The sequence below is a fragment of the Bacillus sp. FSL M8-0266 genome (assembly GCF_038613425.1).
In the GTDB taxonomy this organism is placed as follows: Bacteria; Bacillota; Bacilli; order Bacillales; family Bacillaceae; genus Bacillus; species Bacillus pumilus.
The window spans coordinates 42,414-62,750 of sequence record NZ_CP152015.1; the positions used below are offsets into that span (position 1 = coordinate 42,414).

At 40.8% G+C, this 20,337-nt stretch carries 25 protein-coding genes; 24 read left to right on the forward strand and 1 reads right to left on the reverse strand.

All coding sequences use genetic code 11. From position 1 onward, the window contains the following. Nucleotides 1-11 precede the first annotated feature (11 nt). From MKY83_RS00220 to rsmI, 7 genes are read left to right on the forward strand one after another with little or no spacing between them, the layout of a single operon-like run. The gene (locus MKY83_RS00220) at nucleotides 12-452 is read left to right on the forward strand and encodes a DUF327 family protein (RefSeq protein WP_044140388.1); all 441 of its coding nucleotides are present in this window, start codon (nucleotides 12-14) and stop codon (nucleotides 450-452) included. 11 nt (nucleotides 453-463) lie between these two features. Continuing rightward, nucleotides 464-1,453 carry a DNA polymerase III subunit delta' gene (gene holB / locus MKY83_RS00225; RefSeq protein WP_044140389.1) on the forward strand — a complete coding sequence of 330 codons (990 nt, stop codon included), beginning with the start codon at nucleotides 464-466 and terminating at the stop codon, nucleotides 1,451-1,453. Between the two features lie 2 nt (nucleotides 1,454-1,455). Next, nucleotides 1,456-2,283, forward strand: a complete 828-nt coding sequence (locus MKY83_RS00230) for a stage 0 sporulation family protein (protein ID WP_003217932.1) — start codon at nucleotides 1,456-1,458, stop codon at nucleotides 2,281-2,283. A gap of 14 nt (nucleotides 2,284-2,297) precedes the next feature. Beyond that, nucleotides 2,298-2,651, forward strand: a complete 354-nt coding sequence (gene yabA / locus MKY83_RS00235; protein ID WP_003217957.1) for a DNA replication initiation control protein YabA — start codon at nucleotides 2,298-2,300, stop codon at nucleotides 2,649-2,651. Between the two features lie 55 nt (nucleotides 2,652-2,706). Next, entirely contained in the window at nucleotides 2,707-3,450 is a 744-nt protein-coding gene (locus tag MKY83_RS00240) for a tRNA1(Val) (adenine(37)-N6)-methyltransferase (protein ID WP_341026464.1), read from the forward strand. Next, nucleotides 3,437-3,733 carry a GIY-YIG nuclease family protein gene (locus MKY83_RS00245; RefSeq protein WP_106067701.1) on the forward strand — a complete coding sequence of 99 codons (297 nt, stop codon included), beginning with the start codon at nucleotides 3,437-3,439 and terminating at the stop codon, nucleotides 3,731-3,733. Before MKY83_RS00240 ends, MKY83_RS00245 begins: the two co-directional genes overlap by 14 nt. Next, nucleotides 3,711-4,589, forward strand: a complete 879-nt coding sequence (gene rsmI, locus MKY83_RS00250) for a 16S rRNA (cytidine(1402)-2'-O)-methyltransferase (protein WP_065097667.1) — start codon at nucleotides 3,711-3,713, stop codon at nucleotides 4,587-4,589. The genes MKY83_RS00245 and rsmI overlap by 23 nt, the downstream gene beginning before the upstream one ends. A gap of 45 nt (nucleotides 4,590-4,634) precedes the next feature. Here the strand turns inward: rsmI and MKY83_RS00255 are convergent, their stop codons facing one another. Then, entirely contained in the window at nucleotides 4,635-4,925 is a 291-nt protein-coding gene (locus tag MKY83_RS00255; RefSeq protein ID WP_087975202.1) for an AbrB/MazE/SpoVT family DNA-binding domain-containing protein, read from the reverse strand. A 520-nt stretch (nucleotides 4,926-5,445) separates the two neighbouring features. Between MKY83_RS00255 and metG the strand changes: the two genes are divergently transcribed. The 17 genes from metG to MKY83_RS00340 all read left to right on the forward strand — a co-directional run bounded on the left by metG (nucleotide 5,446) and on the right by MKY83_RS00340 (nucleotide 20,328). Further along, complete coding sequence (metG, locus tag MKY83_RS00260; protein ID WP_106067700.1) at nucleotides 5,446-7,446, forward strand: methionine--tRNA ligase; 2,001 nt, start codon at nucleotides 5,446-5,448, stop codon at nucleotides 7,444-7,446. A gap of 81 nt (nucleotides 7,447-7,527) precedes the next feature. Continuing rightward, nucleotides 7,528-8,295: a TatD family hydrolase gene (locus MKY83_RS00265; protein ID WP_217013154.1), complete on the forward strand. Its 768-nt coding sequence runs from the start codon at nucleotides 7,528-7,530 to the stop codon at nucleotides 8,293-8,295. 244 nt (nucleotides 8,296-8,539) lie between these two features. After that, on the forward strand, nucleotides 8,540-9,742 hold the full coding sequence (locus MKY83_RS00270) for a G5 and 3D domain-containing protein (protein WP_034620901.1): 1,203 nt from the start codon (nucleotides 8,540-8,542) through the stop codon (nucleotides 9,740-9,742). A 161-nt stretch (nucleotides 9,743-9,903) separates the two neighbouring features. Next, complete coding sequence (rnmV, locus tag MKY83_RS00275) at nucleotides 9,904-10,464, forward strand: ribonuclease M5 (RefSeq protein WP_012008650.1); 561 nt, start codon at nucleotides 9,904-9,906, stop codon at nucleotides 10,462-10,464. Then, nucleotides 10,457-11,335: a 16S rRNA (adenine(1518)-N(6)/adenine(1519)-N(6))-dimethyltransferase RsmA gene (gene rsmA / locus MKY83_RS00280; protein WP_044140395.1), complete on the forward strand. Its 879-nt coding sequence runs from the start codon at nucleotides 10,457-10,459 to the stop codon at nucleotides 11,333-11,335. The genes rnmV and rsmA overlap by 8 nt, the downstream gene beginning before the upstream one ends. A 133-nt stretch (nucleotides 11,336-11,468) precedes the next feature. Continuing rightward, on the forward strand, nucleotides 11,469-12,353 hold the full coding sequence (yabG, locus tag MKY83_RS00285) for a sporulation peptidase YabG (RefSeq protein ID WP_034620903.1): 885 nt from the start codon (nucleotides 11,469-11,471) through the stop codon (nucleotides 12,351-12,353). Nucleotides 12,354-12,566: 213 nt separating this feature from the next. After that, complete coding sequence (locus MKY83_RS00290) at nucleotides 12,567-12,824, forward strand: Veg family protein (RefSeq protein ID WP_003217979.1); 258 nt, start codon at nucleotides 12,567-12,569, stop codon at nucleotides 12,822-12,824. A 163-nt stretch (nucleotides 12,825-12,987) separates the two neighbouring features. Next, nucleotides 12,988-13,170: a small, acid-soluble spore protein, alpha/beta type gene (locus MKY83_RS00295; protein ID WP_065097662.1), complete on the forward strand. Its 183-nt coding sequence runs from the start codon at nucleotides 12,988-12,990 to the stop codon at nucleotides 13,168-13,170. Nucleotides 13,171-13,319: 149 nt separating this feature from the next. Then, nucleotides 13,320-14,189 carry a 4-(cytidine 5'-diphospho)-2-C-methyl-D-erythritol kinase gene (gene ispE, locus MKY83_RS00300; RefSeq protein ID WP_044140396.1) on the forward strand — a complete coding sequence of 290 codons (870 nt, stop codon included), beginning with the start codon at nucleotides 13,320-13,322 and terminating at the stop codon, nucleotides 14,187-14,189. Between the two features lie 55 nt (nucleotides 14,190-14,244). Beyond that, a complete protein-coding gene (gene purR, locus MKY83_RS00305) occupies nucleotides 14,245-15,078 on the forward strand; it encodes a pur operon repressor (protein WP_065097661.1) in 834 nt (277 codons plus the stop codon). 37 nt (nucleotides 15,079-15,115) lie between these two features. Further along, the gene (gene ridA, locus MKY83_RS00310) at nucleotides 15,116-15,493 is read left to right on the forward strand and encodes a 2-iminobutanoate/2-iminopropanoate deaminase (RefSeq protein WP_003217959.1); all 378 of its coding nucleotides are present in this window, start codon (nucleotides 15,116-15,118) and stop codon (nucleotides 15,491-15,493) included. A 225-nt stretch (nucleotides 15,494-15,718) separates the two neighbouring features. After that, nucleotides 15,719-16,015, forward strand: a complete 297-nt coding sequence (gene spoVG, locus MKY83_RS00315) for a septation regulator SpoVG (RefSeq protein WP_034324487.1) — start codon at nucleotides 15,719-15,721, stop codon at nucleotides 16,013-16,015. A gap of 210 nt (nucleotides 16,016-16,225) precedes the next feature. Next, the gene (glmU, locus tag MKY83_RS00320; protein WP_065097659.1) at nucleotides 16,226-17,596 is read left to right on the forward strand and encodes a bifunctional UDP-N-acetylglucosamine diphosphorylase/glucosamine-1-phosphate N-acetyltransferase GlmU; all 1,371 of its coding nucleotides are present in this window, start codon (nucleotides 16,226-16,228) and stop codon (nucleotides 17,594-17,596) included. Between the two features lie 22 nt (nucleotides 17,597-17,618). Then, entirely contained in the window at nucleotides 17,619-18,572 is a 954-nt protein-coding gene (locus MKY83_RS00325; RefSeq protein WP_003217907.1) for a ribose-phosphate diphosphokinase, read from the forward strand. Nucleotides 18,573-18,709: 137 nt separating this feature from the next. Then, complete coding sequence (locus MKY83_RS00330) at nucleotides 18,710-19,336, forward strand: 50S ribosomal protein L25/general stress protein Ctc (protein WP_065097658.1); 627 nt, start codon at nucleotides 18,710-18,712, stop codon at nucleotides 19,334-19,336. 139 nt (nucleotides 19,337-19,475) lie between these two features. Continuing rightward, on the forward strand, nucleotides 19,476-20,042 hold the full coding sequence (pth, locus tag MKY83_RS00335) for an aminoacyl-tRNA hydrolase (protein WP_065097674.1): 567 nt from the start codon (nucleotides 19,476-19,478) through the stop codon (nucleotides 20,040-20,042). Nucleotides 20,043-20,097: 55 nt separating this feature from the next. Further along, nucleotides 20,098-20,328 carry an anti-sigma-F factor Fin family protein gene (locus tag MKY83_RS00340; RefSeq protein ID WP_003217967.1) on the forward strand — a complete coding sequence of 77 codons (231 nt, stop codon included), beginning with the start codon at nucleotides 20,098-20,100 and terminating at the stop codon, nucleotides 20,326-20,328. The last annotated feature ends 9 nt before the right edge of the window (nucleotides 20,329-20,337 follow it).

Sequence of the window (20,337 nt, forward strand, 5' to 3'; positions counted from 1 at the left end):
GATGGGTTGCTGTGAAAATTAATCAAGATATGCGGCTGCTTTTAGAAAAGCGTGAACTCCAAGGCATGAAAGGAAGCCAGACATCTGCCTCCTTTAAAGCATCGATGGAGACGCAAAGCGGCAAAATGCGCTTAGAGCAGCTGACGGTTATGCTGAGTGATATCGAAGTGTTCGGTAAAAAGCTGACAAAGTCACGAAACTTAAAGGACTTGGCTAGGTTTAAAGGTCTTGTGAAGCGCTTTGTGAAAGAGACAGTCGATAATGGGTTAAATATAGAAACATCAAGAAGCTTTGACATTTATGGCAACACGCGTACACTCGCTTTAGTCAAAGCATTAGATGAAAAGCTGATTGAATTAACAGAGGATATGATGGATCAAGAGAAGCCATCTATTGATTTGCTTGAACGTATTGGAGAAATAAAAGGTTTATTGATTAACCTTTACACATAGAGAGTGATAACATGGCAATTAGCTGGGATGACATGAATGATTTGCAGCCGCGCGTCATGCGGCTGATTTTTAATAGTATTGATAAAGACCGACTTGCGCATGCCTACTTATTTGAAGGGAAAAAAGGGACCGGTAAGCGGGATGCTGCGATGCTTTTGGCTAAGAGCTTTTTTTGCTTGGAATCAGGAGTGAAACCGTGTGAATCCTGTCAAAACTGCAAAAGGATTGAGTCAGGAAACCATCCCGATTTACATCTCGTGCAGCCTGATGGTCAATCAATTAAGAAAGCGCAAGTACAGGCATTGCAAGAGGAATTTACAAAAGCAGGTGTGGAATCTCACCGAAAAATGTATATCATTCTTCATGCGGACAAAATGACGGTCAATGCCGCGAACAGTTTATTAAAGTTCCTAGAGGAGCCTAACCGGGAAACGATGGCAATTTTAATCACTGAGCAATCGCATAAAATGTTGGATACGATTATTTCAAGATGTCAGATGCTCAGCTTTCAGCCGCTGCAGCCACAATCCTTGGAGCAGCAGCTATTACAAGAAGGCGTATCTCAGCATCTTGCAAGGCTTTTGTCGAATTTAACCAACAATTTAGCAGAAGCACTCGAATTAAGTCGAAATGATCAGTTTGCAGAGTCTAGAGCGAAAGTGATAAAATTGTATGAAGTCTTACACCAGCGAAAAGAACATGCATTTTTTTATATACAAGATCAATGGATGCCTTTTTTCAAAGAGAAAGACCTTCAAGAAACAGGTCTGGATATGCTTTTATTTATATATCGTGATGTATTGTCGATTCAAATAGGAAATGAAGATAAAGTCATTTATCAAGACTTATTCCAGACAATGAAGCAGCACGCGCTGCATTCCACACAGCAGATGGTGACGAACCAGATCCTTGCTGTATTAGAAGCGAAAAAGAGACTTCAATCCAACGTGAATGCCCAAGGGCTGATGGAGCAATTGGTGTTGATGTTGCAGGAGGGATAAGCTTGTACAACGTAATTGGTGTTCGCTTTAAAAAAGCGGGCAAAATCTATTATTTCGATCCTAATGGATTTCATATAGAAAATGATAGTTGTGTCATTGTAGAGACGGTCAGAGGTGTTGAGTACGGACAAGTGGTCATCGCTAATAAAAAAGTAGATGAACACGATGTCGTTCTTCCTCTGCGTAAGGTGATTCGTGTAGCAGATGAACGAGACCGGCTCATCGTTGAGGAAAACAAAGAGGCAGCGATGACAGCCTTTGATACATGTCTTCAGAAGGTAAGTGAACATGGGCTTGAAATGAAGCTGGTTGATGTTGAATTTACATTTGACCGAAACAAGGTCATCTTCTACTTCACAGCGGATGGCAGAGTAGATTTCCGCGAGCTAGTGAAGGATCTTGCATCGATCTTCAAAACGAGAATTGAACTTCGCCAGATTGGTGTAAGAGATGAGGCAAAAATGCTGGGTGGCATAGGACCTTGCGGGCGAATGCTTTGCTGTTCGACATTCTTAGGAGACTTTGAACCAGTATCCATTAAGATGGCAAAAGATCAAAACTTGTCGCTAAATCCCACAAAAATTTCAGGGCTTTGCGGTCGTTTGATGTGCTGCTTGAAGTATGAGAATGATGAGTATGAAACAGCGAAAGAACAATTGCCTGATATCGGTGAAACGATTCAAACATCTAGTGGCTCTGCAAAGGTAGTAGGGCTCAACATTTTAGAACGAATTTTGCAAGTTGAATTAACCGGGCAAGAAAAAGTGGTAGAATATACTTGGGAAGAATTATTACAAGAAGGCGTTGTATCTGCACAAACAACTGAGTAACGAGGTGTGCCACCTTGGATAAAAAGGAACTATTTGATACGGTGATCAATTTAGAAGAACAAATTGGTTCTCTTTATCGCCAGTTAGGTGATTTGAAAAATCATATCGGTGAAGTGATTGAAGAAAATCATCAGCTGCAGATGGAGAATCAGCACTTGCGTGAACGTCTGGATCAGTCCGATCGGGACAAATCGTCTGAGACAGAGAATGATTCTGCTCAGAAACCAGGTCATTCTGATATAGGAGAAGGTCATGATAACCTGGCTCGGTTATATCAGGAGGGCTTCCATATTTGCAATGTACATTATGGGAGCATACGTAAAGAGGGAGACTGTTTGTTCTGTCTGTCATTTTTAAATAAAAAATGAGAAAAGGCTTCCGCTGAATCGGAAGCCTTTTTCACAGGAAAAGAAAGGATACATCATGGTTTCACTAAGAGAAGATGAACGATTAGATTATTTGCTCGCCGAAGATATGAAGATTATTCAAAGTAAAACGGTTTTCGCCTTTTCATTGGACGCAGTGTTATTAGCAAAATTTGCGTATGTGCCCATCCAAAAAGGAGAGATTATTGATCTTTGTACGGGAAATGGCATTGTGCCATTGCTGCTTTCGACACGATCTAAGGCCTCCATTACTGGGGTCGAAATTCAAGAACGGCTGTTTGATATGGCAAAAAGAAGTGTGGCGTATAATCAACTTGAAAAGCAGATAGAACTGATTCATGGAGATCTGAATGATATGCCATCACGCTACGGCAATCACAAAGTAGATGTCATCACATGTAATCCGCCATATTTTAAGACACCTTCTAAGGAAGAAATCAATGAAAATGAATACTTGGCCATTGCTCGGCATGAAATTCATTGTACATTAGAAGATGTCATTCGCGTTTCTTCCACGCTGCTGAAGCAAGGAGGGAAACTGGCGATGGTTCATCGGCCTGGCCGGCTACTTGAGATTGTGGAATTGATGAAGAAGTACCGAATTGAGCCAAAACGAATTCAATTTGTTTATCCCAAACAGGGTAAGGAAGCCAATACCATCTTAGTAGAGGGAATAAAAGATGGAAAACCAGATCTGAAAATTCTCCCGCCTCTTTTTGTTTATGGAGATGATCAAGAGTATACAGAGGAAATCAGGACGATACTGTATGGAGAAGCATAATCATTTTTTCTATGTATTGAAATGTGCAGACGGCAGCCTATATGCAGGTTATACAAATGATTTACAAAAAAGACTGACGACCCACAATAGTGGAAAGGGAGCAAAGTATACAAGAGCAAGACGGCCGGTTGAGCTGTATTATCATGAATGTTTTGCAACCAAAAGAGAAGCCATGCAGCAAGAATATCGTTTTAAAACGTGGACACGGAAAAAGAAAGATCTTTATATAGAAGAAATGCGTATTGAAAAGGAGGCGGCACATGAAAACACAGAAAAGCTTTGATGGTCAATCAGATATGGGCATTCTATATCTCGTCCCAACCCCAATTGGCAATTTAGAAGATATGACGTTTCGAGCCATCCAAACATTAAAAGATGTAGACTATATTGCCGCAGAGGATACAAGACAAACGAAAAAACTTTGTCATGTCTATGAAATTGATACGCCATTAACGAGTTATCATGAGCATAACAAAGACAGCAGCGGCCACAAGTTGATCGAATGGTTAAAAGAAGGAAAAAACATCGCACTAGTGAGTGATGCTGGTTTACCGACGATCTCTGATCCAGGTGCTGAAGTGGTCAGTGACTTTACTAATATCGGCGGTTATGTCGTTCCGTTACCTGGAGCAAATGCTGCACTTACAGCACTCATTGCCTCAGGGATCACGCCGCAGCCATTTTTCTTTTATGGATTTCTTGACCGACAAAAAAAGGAAAAGAAAAAACAGCTCGAAGCTTTGAAGAAGCGTCAAGAAACAATCATTTTCTATGAAGCGCCTCATCGGTTAAAAGAAACGCTGACTTTGATGAAGGAAGTGTGGGGCAACCGGAATATCGCCATTACGAGAGAACTAACGAAAAAATTTGAAGAGTTTATTCGTGGAGATTTAGAGTCTGTGCTGACATGGGCGGTAGAGAATCAAATACGAGGTGAATTCTGTCTTGTCGTACAAGGTAACGATCAAGATGAAGAAGAGCTAAATGAAGAAGCCTGGTGGAAGTCCTTATCAGAAAAAGAACACGTGATCCATTACATAGAAGAAGGATTAACGTCGAAGGAAGCCATTAAACGTACAGCCGTCGAACGTGGTGTACCAAAGCGCAACATATATGATGCCTATCATATTGAACAATAAAGAAAGGTTCTTGCAAACGGTGCAAGAACCTTTTTTATATCAAACTTATTTTTGTGATTGAAGTTGGTTTTGGATTTCGTTAATGATTTGCTCTGCACCTTCACGGCTAAGAACTAATTTACCATTAGCAAGTTTAAGGTTATCGTCTGATACTTCACCTGTAACTTGGCAAGTCATGTTTGGTTTATATTTTTTTAGGATAATTTTTTCATCATCAACATAAATTTCCAAAGCGTCTTTTTCAGCGATTCCTAGAGTACGGCGAAGTTCGATTGGAATCACCACGCGCCCTAATTCGTCAACTTTACGTACAATACCTGTAGATTTCATCTTCATTCTCCTCCCAAAGAGTTCTTATTCTTAATATAATATTATCTTCGTCATTATTCGACAAATTCCTTACATTCATAGCATAACAAGGTTTCCATAAATCGTCAATCATTTTGTTTACTATTGTTTGTAAAATATGACTCTTAAAGTCAAAAGACCTTGAAACTACTGATTTATAAGGATTTTGCGGGTTTTTTCTATGAAAATATGAGAAATGACGAGTTCAGATTAACAAGACTTTTGCCCTAAATTAGACAATTGTAAATCTGGAGATAGATTTCATACGACAATATTCGACAAAATGTCGACAAGGTTGTCGTTTTTTTTGAAAAACTCATCTTTTTCGATCATTTCATCTTGTTCTATGTATATATGCTTGATCTTAAAGGCTAAGATGGTATCATAGAGAAAGCACAAGTGCAAAATTTAATAAATGGATCTAACACATTTTCATGTAATGATGATAACCGCTCTCGTCCATTGGGCGGGAGTTTTTGACTTTTACACACACGCAGGAGGTTCCAACATGCCGGAAAAGAAAAAAACGTTCTATCTGACAACACCTATTTACTATCCGAGCGGAAAATTACATATTGGACATGCTTATACGACAGTAGCAGGGGATGCTATGGCTCGTTATAAACGTCTTCAAGGCTATGATGTGATGTATTTAACGGGTACAGATGAGCACGGACAAAAAATTCAGCAAAAAGCTGAAGAACAAAACATCACACCGATCGAGTATTTAGATCCGGTCGTAGCAGACATTCAATCACTATGGAAGAAACTCGACATTTCCAATGATGATTTCATCCGTACAACAGAAAAAAGACACACGAAAATCATTGAGCAAGTGTTTCAAAAGCTACTTGATCAAGGTGATATTTATTTAGATCAATATGAAGGCTGGTACAGTATTCCTGATGAGACATTCTATACGGAAACACAGCTTGTGGATGTTGAGCGGAATGAAAAAGGAGAAGTCACTGGCGGGAAAAGCCCTGACAGCGGACATCCTGTCGAATTAATTAAAGAGGAATCATATTTCTTCCGTATGAGTAAGTATGCGGATCGTTTACTAGACTATTACGAAAAGAATCCAACGTTCATTCAGCCTGAATCAAGAAAGAATGAAATGATCAATAACTTCATCAAACCAGGTTTAGAGGATCTAGCTGTATCAAGAACAACCTTTGACTGGGGAATTAAAGTTCCAAACAATCCAAAGCACGTCATCTATGTATGGATTGATGCGTTGTTCAACTATTTAACTGCGATTGGTTACGGAACTGATCAGGATGAAAAATATAAAAAATATTGGCCTGCCAACGTGCATCTCGTAGGGAAAGAAATTGTTCGTTTCCATACGATTTATTGGCCAATTATGCTGATGGCACTCGATCTGCCGCTGCCGAAACAAATTTTCGCACACGGCTGGCTGCTGATGAAAGATGGTAAGATGTCTAAATCAAAAGGGAACGTAGTAGATCCGGTCACATTAATTGATCGCTACGGTCTTGATGCCCTTCGTTATTACCTCCTTCGTGAAGTACCATTTGGTGCGGATGGTGTGTTTACACCAGAAGGATTCGTGGAACGTGTAAACTATGATCTTGCCAATGATTTAGGTAACTTGCTTAACCGTACAGTTGCGATGGTACAAAAATATTTTGACGGGACATTAAGCAGCTATAAGGGTCCAGTTAATGAGTTTGATGAGGAACTTAAAGCAGTAGCTGAGCAAACAGTCAAAGCCTATGAAGAAGCGATGGAAAATCTTGAATTCTCGGTGGCTCTTTCAAATGTTTGGACATTAATCAGCAGAACCAATAAATATATTGACCAGACAGCTCCTTGGGTGCTGGCAAAGGATGAAACAAAACGAAAAGAGCTGCATTCTGTCATGTATCATTTAGCAGAATCATTGCGCATCACAGCAGTGCTCTTAACGCCATTCCTAACGAAAACACCTGAGAAAATTTTCTTCCAGCTTGGCATTGAAGAAGAGAAGCTTAAAAGCTGGGATAGCATTCTAACTTTCGGTGCGATTCAACAAGCGACGGTACAAAAAGGCGAGCCTTTGTTCCCGCGTTTAGAGGTTGAAGAAGAAGTAGCATATATTAAAGAGAAAATGCAGGGAAGTGCACCAAAGGTAGAAGAAGAGAAAGTAGAAATAGAAGAAACAGAATTACCTGAGCTGGGAGCAGAAATTGCTTTTGATGATTTCTCAAAAGTTGATCTTCGAGTCGCACAGGTACTGGAAGCAGCCCCAGTGAAAAAAGCAGATCGTCTCTTAAAGCTGCAGCTTGATTTTGGATTTGAAAAGAGACAAATTGTTTCAGGGATAGCCAAGCATTATCAACCTGAGGAATTAGTAGGGAAGAAGCTTGTCTGTGTAGCGAATCTCACACCAGTTAAACTCAGAGGGGAAATTTCCCAGGGAATGATTTTAACTGGAGAAACTAGCGGGAAATTGCAGGTTCTTGAAGTGGATCAATCTCTAGCGAATGGAACAAAAATTTTATAAATCAACAAAGGTGTTCCACGTGTAACATTTCGTCGAACACCTTTTGTTTTTTAGAAGAATTGTCGAAAGGAGCAATCAACGATGTTATTTGATACACATGCCCACTTAAATGCGGAACAATATAATGAAGACTTAGAGCAGGTGATCGAAAGAGCGAAGAGTGAAAAAGTCGAAAAAATCGTGGTGGTAGGGTTTGACCGCTCGACAATTACGAGAGCAATGGAATTAATTGAAGAGTATGATTTCATCTATGCAGCCATTGGCTGGCACCCAGTCGACGCCATCGATATGACAGATGAGGATTTGCTGTGGATCAAAGAATTATCTCAACATGAAAAAGTCGTTGCGATTGGAGAAATGGGTCTGGATTACTATTGGGACAAGTCGCCAAAAGATGTGCAAAAAGAAGTCTTTAGACGTCAAATTGCTCTTGCGAAAGAAGTGAATCTTCCAATTATTATTCATAATCGTGACGCAACGGAAGATGTCGTGACGATCTTAAAGGAAGAGGGAGCGGCTGAAGTTGGAGGGATTATGCATTGCTTTACTGGCAGCCTAGAAATCGCAAAAGCGTGTATGGATATGAACTTTTATATTTCATTCGGTGGACCCGTGACATTTAAAAATGCCAAAAAACCGAAGGAAGTTGTCAAAGACATACCAAGTGACCGACTTTTGATTGAAACAGACTGCCCATACTTAACACCAGCGCCATTTAGAGGAAAACGCAACGAGCCAAGTTATGTGAAATATATCGCAGAACAAATTGCGGAGTTACGAGAAATAAGCTTTGAAGAGCTTGCTGAATTGACCACAAAAAATGCGAAAAAAGTTTTCGGTATAAACTGACAGTATATGATGTCAATCCTTGTTTAAGCTTGTCCATTTGTGAAACATAACGAAAATGTTCTACACGTTTACGCCTCTTCATAGGATAAGTTGTCGATAAGTCTTTCTTCCCTTCCTTCCATTAATCTCCCATAATAGGGTTACAATCGAGCATTTTTGTACAGTGGGTGGAAGGGTTGACAGGTTTTGAGATACTCTATATAATCTCTCCGAGGAGAAGGAGGCGTTTTTCATCGTACAAAAAATGAAAAATCTGTTTTCTGTTAAGCTAGGAAAAGGCAAGGTTTTATTACTAGTTGTTTGCTTGCTTTTAGCTGGAACTGGGACGGCTTACGGTGCGCATGAGCTCACTAAGCAGTCTATTACCATTTCAATCAATGGTAAAGAGAAGACAATTCGTACACATGAAGAGACAGTAGCACAGCTGTTTTCAGACCTTGGAATAAAGACCAAGGCGGAGGATCATATCTCTCCAAGTCTAAATACAAAGATTGAAGACAACATGAACATTGTGTATGATGCGGCTATACCGGTTCATCTGACCCTAGATGGGAAAGAGAAAACGATATGGACAACAGATCAGACGGTAGGAGCATTATTGAAGAATGAGAAGATAGATATTGGGAAGCACGATCAAGTAACTCCAGGAAAGAATGACAAGATTAAAAAGGATATGGATCTTGTGGTTGAGCAGGCCTTTCAGGTCAGCGTAAATGATGGAGGAAAAGAGAAAAAAGTGTGGACCACTTCGACTACGGTCGCTGACTTTTTAAAGCAACAAGAGCTGAAGCTCAAGAAGCACGATAAGATCAAACCTGCGTTACATAGTCATATTTCTAAAAAAAGCGCAGATATCCAGATCACTCGGGTGGAAAAAGTCACCGATGTAGTGGAAGAGAAAATTGCTTTTGATACCAAACATAAAAAGGATCGTTCTCTTGAAAAAGGTAAAGAGAAGGTGCTTAAAAAAGGTGAAGAAGGTAAATTGAAGAAGCACTATGCCATTGTGAAAGAAAACGGCAAAGTGGTGTCTAAAGAATTGATTAAAGAAGTGACTGAAAAAGATAGCAAGGATCGTTTAGTGGCCATTGGTACACAAGAGTCCCAAAAAGAGCCTAAAGCGACACCTGCCGTTTCAAGAAGCAATGAATCGTCAGGAAAAGAATTCTATGTGGCGTCGACAGCCTATACAGCGAGCTGTGCTGGATGTACGGGCAGAACGTCAACAGGCTATAATTTAAAATCAAATCCAGGTGCAAAGGTCATAGCAGTTGATCCGAGTGTCATTCCGCTAGGCTCTAAAGTGTATGTGGAAGGCTATGGATATGCCGTTGCATCAGACACTGGATCTGCTATAAAAGGGAATAAAATTGATGTGTTCGTCCCAAATAAGTCGGCAGCTTATCAATGGGGAAATAAACGAGTGAAAATTAGAGTACTCAAATAAACACATCAAATCATTTATATGAACAGAGGGCTTTGCGCACCCTCTGTTTTTTTGGTTATAATAGAAGCACTGTTTTCTAATTAATTAGACGCAAAAACAGCATAAAAGGTTTCGTTTTTTTAACCAAAAATTGTTTATTGTTTTTGCAAGCGGAGGAATACATGAAAATCAAAGAAATCATTGTAGTGGAAGGTCGTGACGACACTGCGAGGGTGAAGATGGCAGTTGATGCAGATACGATCGAAACAAACGGATCAGCCATTGGCGATACAGTTATTCAACAAGTGCGTCTTGCTCAGGAGACGAGAGGGGTCATTATTTTAACTGATCCTGATTTCCCTGGGGAGAAGATCCGGAAAACCATCGCAGAAGCGGTTCCTGGCTGTAAGCACGCATTTTTGCCAAAACATCTTGCGAAGGCGAAGCGGGACAAAGGAATTGGTGTCGAGCATGCTTCCTTGGACAGTATTCGGGAATGCCTTGCCCATGTCCATGAGGAAATGGAAGTAACGGAAAGTGACATTACATTAGATGACTTATTTGACGCAGGCCTAATCGGAGGCGAATCATCGAAACGCCGCCGAGAACGACTAGGTGTGCTATTAAATATAGGATATACCAATGCGAAGCAGCTGCATAAGCGCCTTCACATGTTCCAAATAACCAAACATGATTTTATTGCGGCCTTAAAGACCGTCATGCAGGAGGAAGCCGATGAATAAAGATATAGCGACACCCATCAGAACGAAGGAAATACTGAAGAAATACGGTTTCTCTTTTAAAAAGAGCTTAGGGCAGAACTTTTTAATTGATACAAATATACTCGATCGTATTGTCGATCACGCAGAGGTGACGGATGAGACCGGCGTGATTGAGATTGGGCCTGGTATCGGTGCATTGACCGAGCAGCTCGCTAAGCGTGCAAAGAAAGTCACCGCTTTTGAAATCGATCAGCGTTTATTGCCAATTTTAAACGATACGCTTTCTCCGTATGATAATGTTACGATCATTCATCAAGACGTATTAAAGGCGGATGTGAGGAAGGTCATCGAGGAAAATTTTGCTGACTGTAAAGAAGTGATGGTGGTCGCGAACCTTCCATATTACGTGACGACACCGATTATTATGAAACTGCTTGAAGAAAACCTTCCATTGAAAGGGATTGTGGTTATGCTGCAAAAAGAAGTAGCAGATCGTATGGCCGCTGTCCCTTCATCAAAGGAATACAATTCGCTGTCTATCGCAGTTCAATACTATACGGAAGCGAAAACGGTGATGGTTGTGCCTAAAACGGTTTTCGTTCCACAGCCAAATGTCGATTCGGCTGTGATCAAGCTAACTGTTCGTGAAACGCCTGCTGTCTCAGTAGAAAATAATGAGTTTTTCTTTCAATTGATCCGTGCGAGCTTTGGTCAGCGCCGAAAAACATTGATGAATAATCTCATGAACAACTTACCTGATGGAAAGCAACATAAAGCGATCATTGAAGAAGCACTTCAAATAGCAGACATTGATGGAAAGCGCCGCGGCGAGTCATTATCCATTGAGGAATTTGCCCGTTTGTCGAATGTTTTACAAAAAGCCCTGTCTTAAGGGCTTTTTTCTTTTGTTTTTCACCACTTCGTTTGTTCGGGCATAGGCTAGAAAGAACAGCACCATGAAAGACGAACATATTTAGTGCAAGACGATACCAACAGGATATGAGCCTGATTGTGGAGTGAAAAGCATGCAATTTCAAATAGGAGATATGGTGACAAGGGCATCCTATCAAATGGATATTTTGTTTCGAATCATTCGAATTGATGAGACCGATCAGCACGAAGCCACCGCCATATTGCATGGGAATGAAGTGAGGCTGATTGCTGATGCCAAGTTGTCAGATCTCGTCAAGGTTCAAAAAGAGGAACAGCTGACTAGAGAGAAAAATGACGAACGAAAAATCAATGAATCGCTCGACTTACTAAGACAGGATTATCAGCTGCTGCGGGAAAAACAAGAGTATTATACTTCTGGACAATATCAGCATCAGGAGCAGTATTTTCACATGCCTGGAAAGGTCCTTCATTTAGATGGAGATGCTTCATACTTAAAGAAATGCTTAGATGTATATGAACGAATTGGTGTACCTGTGTATGGGGTGCATTGCCATGAGAAGAAAATGCCAAGCATGATTGACTCGTTAATTGATCAATATCGACCAGATATATTGGTTATCACAGGACATGATGCGTATTCCAAGCAAAAGGGCGGCGTACATGATATCAGTGCCTATCGTCATTCTCGGCATTTCGTTGAAACGGTTCAAAAAGCCAGACGGAAAATCCCTCATTTAGATCAGCTTGTGATCTTTGCTGGTGCCTGTCAATCTCATTTCGAATCATTGATCCAAGCAGGTGCCAATTTTGCGAGCTCGCCTTCCCGTGTGAATATCCATGCGCTCGACCCCGTCTATATCGTTGCGAAGATCAGCTTCACTCCATTTGTAGATCGAATCAACGTGTGGGATGTGCTCCGAAATACATTAACAAGAGAAAAAGGGCTCGGAGGCATCGAGACGAAGGGTGTTCTAAGGGTAGGTATGCCATATAAAAGAGATCATGAATCGACATAACCCGACTGATTTCAGTCTGGTTTTTTTTATGTTCAAAAAGAAATTGCAAAAGGATACATAATTCACCGGAAATTGAGAAAAATAGGGAGGAGAAAAGGTAGAAGTTTGTCAAAATTATTTTGTTGACAATGGCTCGTGTTCGTTGATATAATTTAATTTTTATTTGACAAAAACGGGCCGTTGTTGTATAATTATCTCAGTGAGGTGGATGCAATGGCGAAGACTTTGTCCGACATCAAAAGATCGCTTGATGGTAACTTAGGTAAACGTTTGACGTTAAAGGCTAACGGGGGCCGCCGTAAAACAATTGAGCGTTCGGGCATTTTAGCTGAAACGTACCCTTCTGTATTTGTGATTCAATTAGATCAAGATGAGAATTCGTTTGAAAGAGTTTCTTATAGTTATGCAGATATACTGACTGAGACGGTCGAATTAACGTTCGATGATACCGCTAGCTCAGTCGCCTATTAATGGGCAGTGAACTTTTTGTTTACTGCTTTTTGTTTTGCCTTTTTTTCTGAATGGGAGTCTGTCCATTTTTTGAAAGGGGTAAAAGAAAGGATTCGATACAAAATAAGAAAGCCACACAAGCAGTGGCGCTGATTCGAATTCTCGACTAAAGGGGCTGTTTCGTTTGGGTAGACGCCGAGGCATTATGTCAGATGAGTTCAAATACGAGCTGGCGAAGGATCTTGGATTTTATGATACCGTCAAAAATGGAGGCTGGGGAGAGATTCGTGCGCGTGACGCAGGTAATATGGTCAAACGTGCCATTGAATTAGCTCAACAGCACATGGCTCAGGATGAGAATCAATGATAGAAAAACGGTCAGGGATACCTCGGGTGTCTCTGGCTTTTTTTGATGAAAAAGTCAGTGTGCTCGGCGTAAAAGCCTATATTCATCAGATCCATCAAATGTGATACAATATTGATACTTATGTTTAGATGGAGAAGTAGGTGAAATGTTTGCGTATTTTAGAAAAAGCACCGGCGAAAATTAATCTCTCACTTGATGTTCATGGAAAAAGACCGGATGGATATCACGAAGTGGAGATGGTGATGACAACAATAGACCTTGCAGATCGACTAGAGCTGACGGAGCTGGACAAGGATGAAATTCGTGTATCATCTCATAATCGATTCGTGCCTGATGATCAGCGTAATTTGGCTTATCAGGCGGCTAAATTACTTAAAACAAGGTTCGGTATTCAAAAAGGTGTATCCATTGTCATCACAAAAACAATTCCAGTCGCAGCAGGGTTAGCTGGAGGCAGCAGTGATGCAGCAGCAGCACTTCGCGGCTTAAATCGTTTGTGGAAGTTAAACCTCACGTTAGATGAACTAGCTGAGCTTGGAGCGGAGATCGGCTCAGATGTGTCCTTTTGTGTACACGGAGGCACAGCACTAGCGACAGGACGTGGAGAAAAGCTGAAGCATATTGCGGCACCGCCGCATTGCTGGGTGATTTTAGCGAAGCCGGTGATTGGGGTATCTACAGCAGAAGTCTATAGACAATATGACGCAAGCAAAGTAGAACACCCGAATGTAAAGCGTATGATTGAAGCGATTGAAGCGAAAGATTATAAAGAGATGTGCGGCTCACTCGGAAACGTTCTAGAGTCTGTGACATTAAAGATGTATCCAGAAGTAGATATGATCAAAAGGCAGATGAAGCGTTTCGGTGCTGACGCTGTTTTAATGAGTGGAAGCGGCCCTACAGTATTTGGTTTGATTCAATATGAATCGAAGGTACAAAGAATATATAACGGACTGAGAGGATTTTGTGATCAAGTATACGCTGTCCGCATGATCGGCGAACAAAATGCCCTTGATTAAATCCGTATATTAAGTTATATTTATCATAAATTATTCGGGTTCTGGGGGTAAGTTCATGAAGTTTCGTCGAAGCGGCAGATTGGTGGACTTAACAAATTATTTGTTAGCCCACCCGCACGCACTAGTACCGTTAACTTTTTTTGCAGAAAGATATCAATCTGCGAAGTCCTCCATTAGTGAAGACTTAACGATTATCAAACAGACCTTCGAACAGCAGGGAATAGGCACATTGCTTACTGTACCTGGTGCTGCTGGCGGAGTGAAATATATTCCGAAGATTCACCTAAAAGAAGCAGACGACGTGGTAAACGATATCGGAGAAGCTCTATCGACTCCTGAACGTGTACTTCCTGGCGGTTATTTATATTTAACCGATGTTTTAGGGAATCCATCAATCCTTGCGAAAATCGGTAAGCTATTTGCGACCATCTTTGCAGACCGTGCGATTGATGTCGTCATGACTGTTGCGACAAAGGGTATTCCTATTGCCTATTCTGTTGCTGCTTATTTAAATGTGCCGGTTGTGATCGTTAGAAAAGATAATAAAGTAACTGAGGGATCAACTGTAAGTATTAACTACGCGTCAGGTTCGTCTAATCGAATTCAAACCATGTCACTTGCAAAGCGAAGCTTAGATAAAGGATCCAATGTCCTGATCATTGATGACTTTATGAAAGCGGGCGGAACCATTAACGGCATGGTGAATTTGCTTGAGGAATTTAATGCAAATGTTGCAGGGATCGGTGTTCTTTTAGAAGATGAAGGCGTAGATGAACGTCTCGTTGATGAATATGTATCGCTTTTAAAGCTTTCAACCATTGATATGAAGCAGAAGATCATTGAGATCAATGAAGGCAATTTCCACGAGTTTTTTCATTCGAAAGCTTAAGCGTTGATAAACATGTAGTTGAATGGGAGAGATTGATATGACAAAAGTTGTTCAAACCAAACATGCACCAGCAGCCATTGGACCTTACTCTCAAGGGATTATTGTCAATAACATGTTTTACAGCTCCGGGCAGATTCCATTAACAGCAGCTGGAGACTTTGTAAATGGAGATATTAAAGAACAAACTCATCAAGTGTTCCGTAATCTTAAGGCCGTACTTGAAGCAGCAGGTGCTTCCTTTGAGACAGTTGTGAAAGCAACAGTTTTTATCAAGGATATGGAACAATTCGCAGAAGTAAATGAAGTGTACGGTGAGTATTTCCATACACATAAGCCAGCCCGTTCTTGTGTGGAAGTAGCAAGACTTCCTAAGGATGCACTTGTAGAAATTGAAGTGATTGCATTAGTAAAGTAAACAGGCAATCTTAACGAAAGCCGTTTGGTTTCATCATATGCAGGAAAAGACATCATTATGATGTCTTTTTTTCACGCAAAGAATGTAAGCGTCGTCACTAAAATGACAAAAAATGTATAAATATCCCGATATTTCAAAAAAAGTTTAAAAAAAGAGCAGGAGAATCACCACAATCGTTGAATACCTAAGTAATGCTTTTATATTGGGAAAAGGTGGTGAACTACTGTGGAAGTTACTGACGTAAGATTACGCCGCGTGAATACCGATGGTCGCATGAGGGCGATTGCATCCATCACGCTGGACCACGAATTTGTTGTTCATGATATTCGTGTGATTGATGGAAACAATGGGTTGTTTGTTGCAATGCCTAGCAAACGCACGCCTGATGGAGAGTTTCGCGATATTGCACATCCAATTAATTCAGGTACTCGGGGGAAAATCCAAGATGCTGTATTAAATGAATATCATCGCTTAGGCGAAGAGGAAGAAACAATTGAATATGAAGAAGCTGGAGCTTCTTAACCATAAGTAAAACCAAAAAGACAGCTTTAAGAGAAAATGGAATGTTTTCTTTTAAATGCTGTCTTTTTTGCGTTTTTCCTCATGTGTCTTTCATGTGTCTTATATGTTTCATCCGTTAGAAAAATATTGTACTTCCTCATGTATCCTTGAAATCAGTCCTTATTTAGGATATATTTTTCTATGGATAATAGGGATATTGGAGGCCAATCAATGGATAAGCGGTTCGCAGTGATTTTAGCAGCGGGAAAAGGAACGAGAATGAAGTCAAAGCTATACAAAGTACTTCATCCAGTTTGCGGAAAGCCAATGGTCGAGCATGTGGCAGATGAAGCGTTAAAGCTTTCTTTAGCCAAGCTAGTGACGATTGTCGGTCATGGAGCAGAGAACGTTAAAGAGCAGCTTGGAGACAGAAGTGAGTATGCACTTCAAGAAGAACAGCTGGGAACAGCACATGCCGTCAAACAAGCAAAGTCGTTCCTTGCGCAGGAAAAGGGAACAACCATTGTCATTTGTGGTGATACGCCATTATTGACAGCGGAGACAATGGAAGCTATGTTGAGCGAGCATCAAAAACATCAAGCGAAAGTCACTATTTTAACAGCACATGCGGATGACCCGACAGGTTATGGTCGTATTATTCGTGACGAAACCGGTGCTGTCGTGAAAATTGTGGAGCATAAAGATGCGAATGATGCGGAACGTCAAGTGAATGAAATTAATACAGGGACTTATTGTTTTTCAAATGAAGATCTCTTCCGTGTGATTGAGCAAGTGTCGAATGAAAATGCACAGGGCGAATACTATTTGCCAGACGTCATTGAAATCTTAAAGAATGAAGGGCAAACAGTAGCTGCATATCAAACACCGCATTTTGAAGAAACACTTGGAGTCAATGATCGTATCGCTCTATCACAAGCAGAGCAATTCATGAAGCGACGTATTAATCATCAGCATATGAAGAATGGTGTGACCTTGATTGATCCTGAGAACACGTATATTTCACCTGATGCAGTTATCGGTGAAGATACAATGATTTATCCTGGGACGGTCATCAAAGGGAATGTGAAAATCGGTGCAGACGCAACTATTGGACCAAACACTGAAATTGTTGACAGCATCGTCGGAGACCGCACAGTGATTAAGCAATCTGTCGTCTGCGATAGTGAGGTTGGAGTCGATGTGACAATTGGGCCGTTTGCTCATATTCGCCCGTTGTCGAAAATTGGCGATGAAGTGAAGATCGGGAATTTTGTCGAAATCAAGAAAACGGTTTTCGGTGACCGCAGCAAAGCATCTCATCTAAGCTATATTGGAGATGCAGAGGTCGGAACTGATGTAAACCTTGGCTGTGGCTCTATTACAGTCAATTATGATGGGAAGAACAAATTCTTAACGAAGATTGAAGATGGCGCTTTTATTGGCTGTAATTCTAATCTCGTGGCACCAGTCACTGTCGGAAAAGGGGCATATGTTGCAGCTGGTTCAACGGTTACAGAAGATGTACCGCAGGATGCATTGTCTATTGCTAGAGCAAGACAAGTCAATAAAGAAGATTATGTGAAAAATATTCATAAAAAATAATCCAAATACCCGGAGGTTTACCATGTCTAATCGTTATGCTGATGCGAATTTAAAGATATTCTCTTTGAATTCAAACCCTGAACTTGCGAAAGAAATTGCCGATCGTATCGGAGTTGATGTAGGAAAGAGCTCTGTTAAACGCTTTAGTGACGGTGAAGTCCAAATCAATATTGAAGAAAGTATTCGTGGCTGTGATTGTTATGTCATTCAATCCACTAGTGCGCCAGTGAATGAGCACATCATGGAGCTGCTCATTATGGTAGATGCACTAAAACGCGCTTCTGCGAAAACGGTCAATATTGTGATCCCTTATTACGGATATGCACGTCAAGATCGTAAGGCAAAACCTCGTGAGCCAATCACTGCGAAGCTTTTTGCGAACTTACTTGAAACAGCGGGTGCTACACGTGTCATTGCACTTGATCTTCATGCGCCGCAAATCCAAGGTTTCTTTGATATTCCAATCGATAACTTAATGGCTGTGCCAATCTTAACAAACTATTTCGAACAGAAAAACTTGAATGATATCGTCGTTGTGTCTCCTGACCACGGTGGTGTAACACGTGCGCGTAAAATGGCAGATCGCCTGAAAGCGCCAATCGCAATTATCGACAAACGTCGTCCAAAGCCAAACGTTGCTGAAGTGATGAACATCATTGGTAACATTGAAGGCAAAACGGCGATTCTCATCGATGATATCATTGATACAGCTGGTACCATTACACTTGCTGCAAATGCACTTGTGGAAAATGGAGCGGCTGAAGTATATGCTTGCTGTACTCACCCAGTATTGTCTGGACCAGCAGTAGAACGTATCACAAATTCTAAAATTAAAGAATTAGTTGTGACAAACAGTATTCACTTAACAGATGACAAGAAAGTTGGAAAATTCATTCCGCTTTCAGTTGGGCCTTTGCTTGCAGAAGCCATCATCCGTGTACATGAAGAAGAATCTGTGAGCTACCTTTTCAGTTAATTTTCTGATTAAAAAAGGCCCTAGGCATCCGCTTGGGGTCTTTTTGCTATCATCATTCACAGCAAATAAGTTTAAAATGATTCGGTTATGGGTAATTATGAGAGTAGTGACAAAAATGAAATAGGATGGTGCTGAATATGGCAACTTTAAAAGCAAATAAAAGAACTGATTTCAAACGTTCCACACTGCAAAAAATCCGTCATTCAGGACACGTTCCTGGTGTCATATACGGAAAAAATACAGAAAGCATGGCTGTTTCACTAGACAGCATCGATTTATTAAAGACCTTACGTGATGAAGGGAAGAATACAATCATCACATTAGACGTGAACGGTGAAACAAAATCCGTGATGGTCACAGAATTACAAACAGATCCGCTAAAAAATGAGCTTGTCCATGCAGATTTCCAAGTAGTCGACTTACAGCGTGAAATTGAAGCAGATGTACCTGTACAGCTGATTGGCGAATCTAAAGGAGTTAAAGATGGCGGTGTGCTTCAGCAGCCACTATTTGAACTATCCATTACAGCGAAACCAAAAGATATCCCTCAGCATATTGAAGCAGATATTACAAACTTAGAAGTGAATGATGTCCTAACAGTCGCTGATTTGTCTGTTCAGTCATCATATCAAGTGAATAACGATCCAGAAGAAGTCGTGGCATCCATTTTACCACCTCAGCAATCAGAGGTTCCTGAACCAGATAGCGCAGAGGAACCAAAAGAACCTGAGGCCATTAAAGAAAAGGATAACGATGGAGAATAACTGGGCATTTAGAGACGTAACCCTCCCGCGGTTGCGTCTTTTGTGCTAGAATGAAAAGAATTCATACGTTTTACATGAGGCAATCCTATTGGCTCATTTTTTAGGCGTGTGCTTTGTGACAAAGGAGGTTATTGGTTTCATGATTGCATTCGTTGGATTAGGTAATCCAGGAAAAGAATATGAAAAAACAAGACATAACGTCGGGTTTATGACAATAGATGAATTATCGAAAAAATGGGACATCCCTTTAAATCAATCAAAATTCCATGGACTGTTTGGAACAGGGTTTGTTTCAGGGCAAAAGGTTCTACTTGTAAAGCCGCTTACATATATGAACTTATCAGGAGAATGCGTGCGTCCGCTAATGGATTACTATGATATTCCTCTTGAACATTTGAAAGTCATCTATGATGATCTTGATTTGCCAACTGGCCGGATTCGTTTGCGTACAAAAGGAAGTGCTGGCGGACATAATGGAATCAAATCGTTGATTCAGCATTTAGGGTCACCTGAGTTTGATCGATTCCGTATCGGCATTGGACGCCCTCAAAATGGCATGAAGGTCGTCGATTACGTGCTAGGACGCTTTTCAGAAGAGGAGCAGCCTGACATTGCATCAGCCATTCAGGCGTCTGTCGAAGCTTGTGAGGCGGCTTTAACTAAGCCATTTTTGGAAGTGATGAATGATTTTAACAAAAAGGTATAAGAATGATAAGCAAAGCACATACTGATCATAAAATCTCAGCATGGGAGGATCACGTATGGCTTTGCATTATTACTGCCGGCACTGTGGTGTAAAGGTTGGCAGTCTAGATGAATCCGCTGTTCAAAGTGAAGCACTTGGATTTCATCACTTAACAAATGAGGAAAGAAACGATATGATTTCTTATAGGGAAAATGGTGATTTACATGTACAAACCATTTGTGAGGATTGCCAAGAGGCGCTCGAAAGAAATCCTGATTACCATCAGTATCATACCTTTATTCAATAAAAAGCTTTG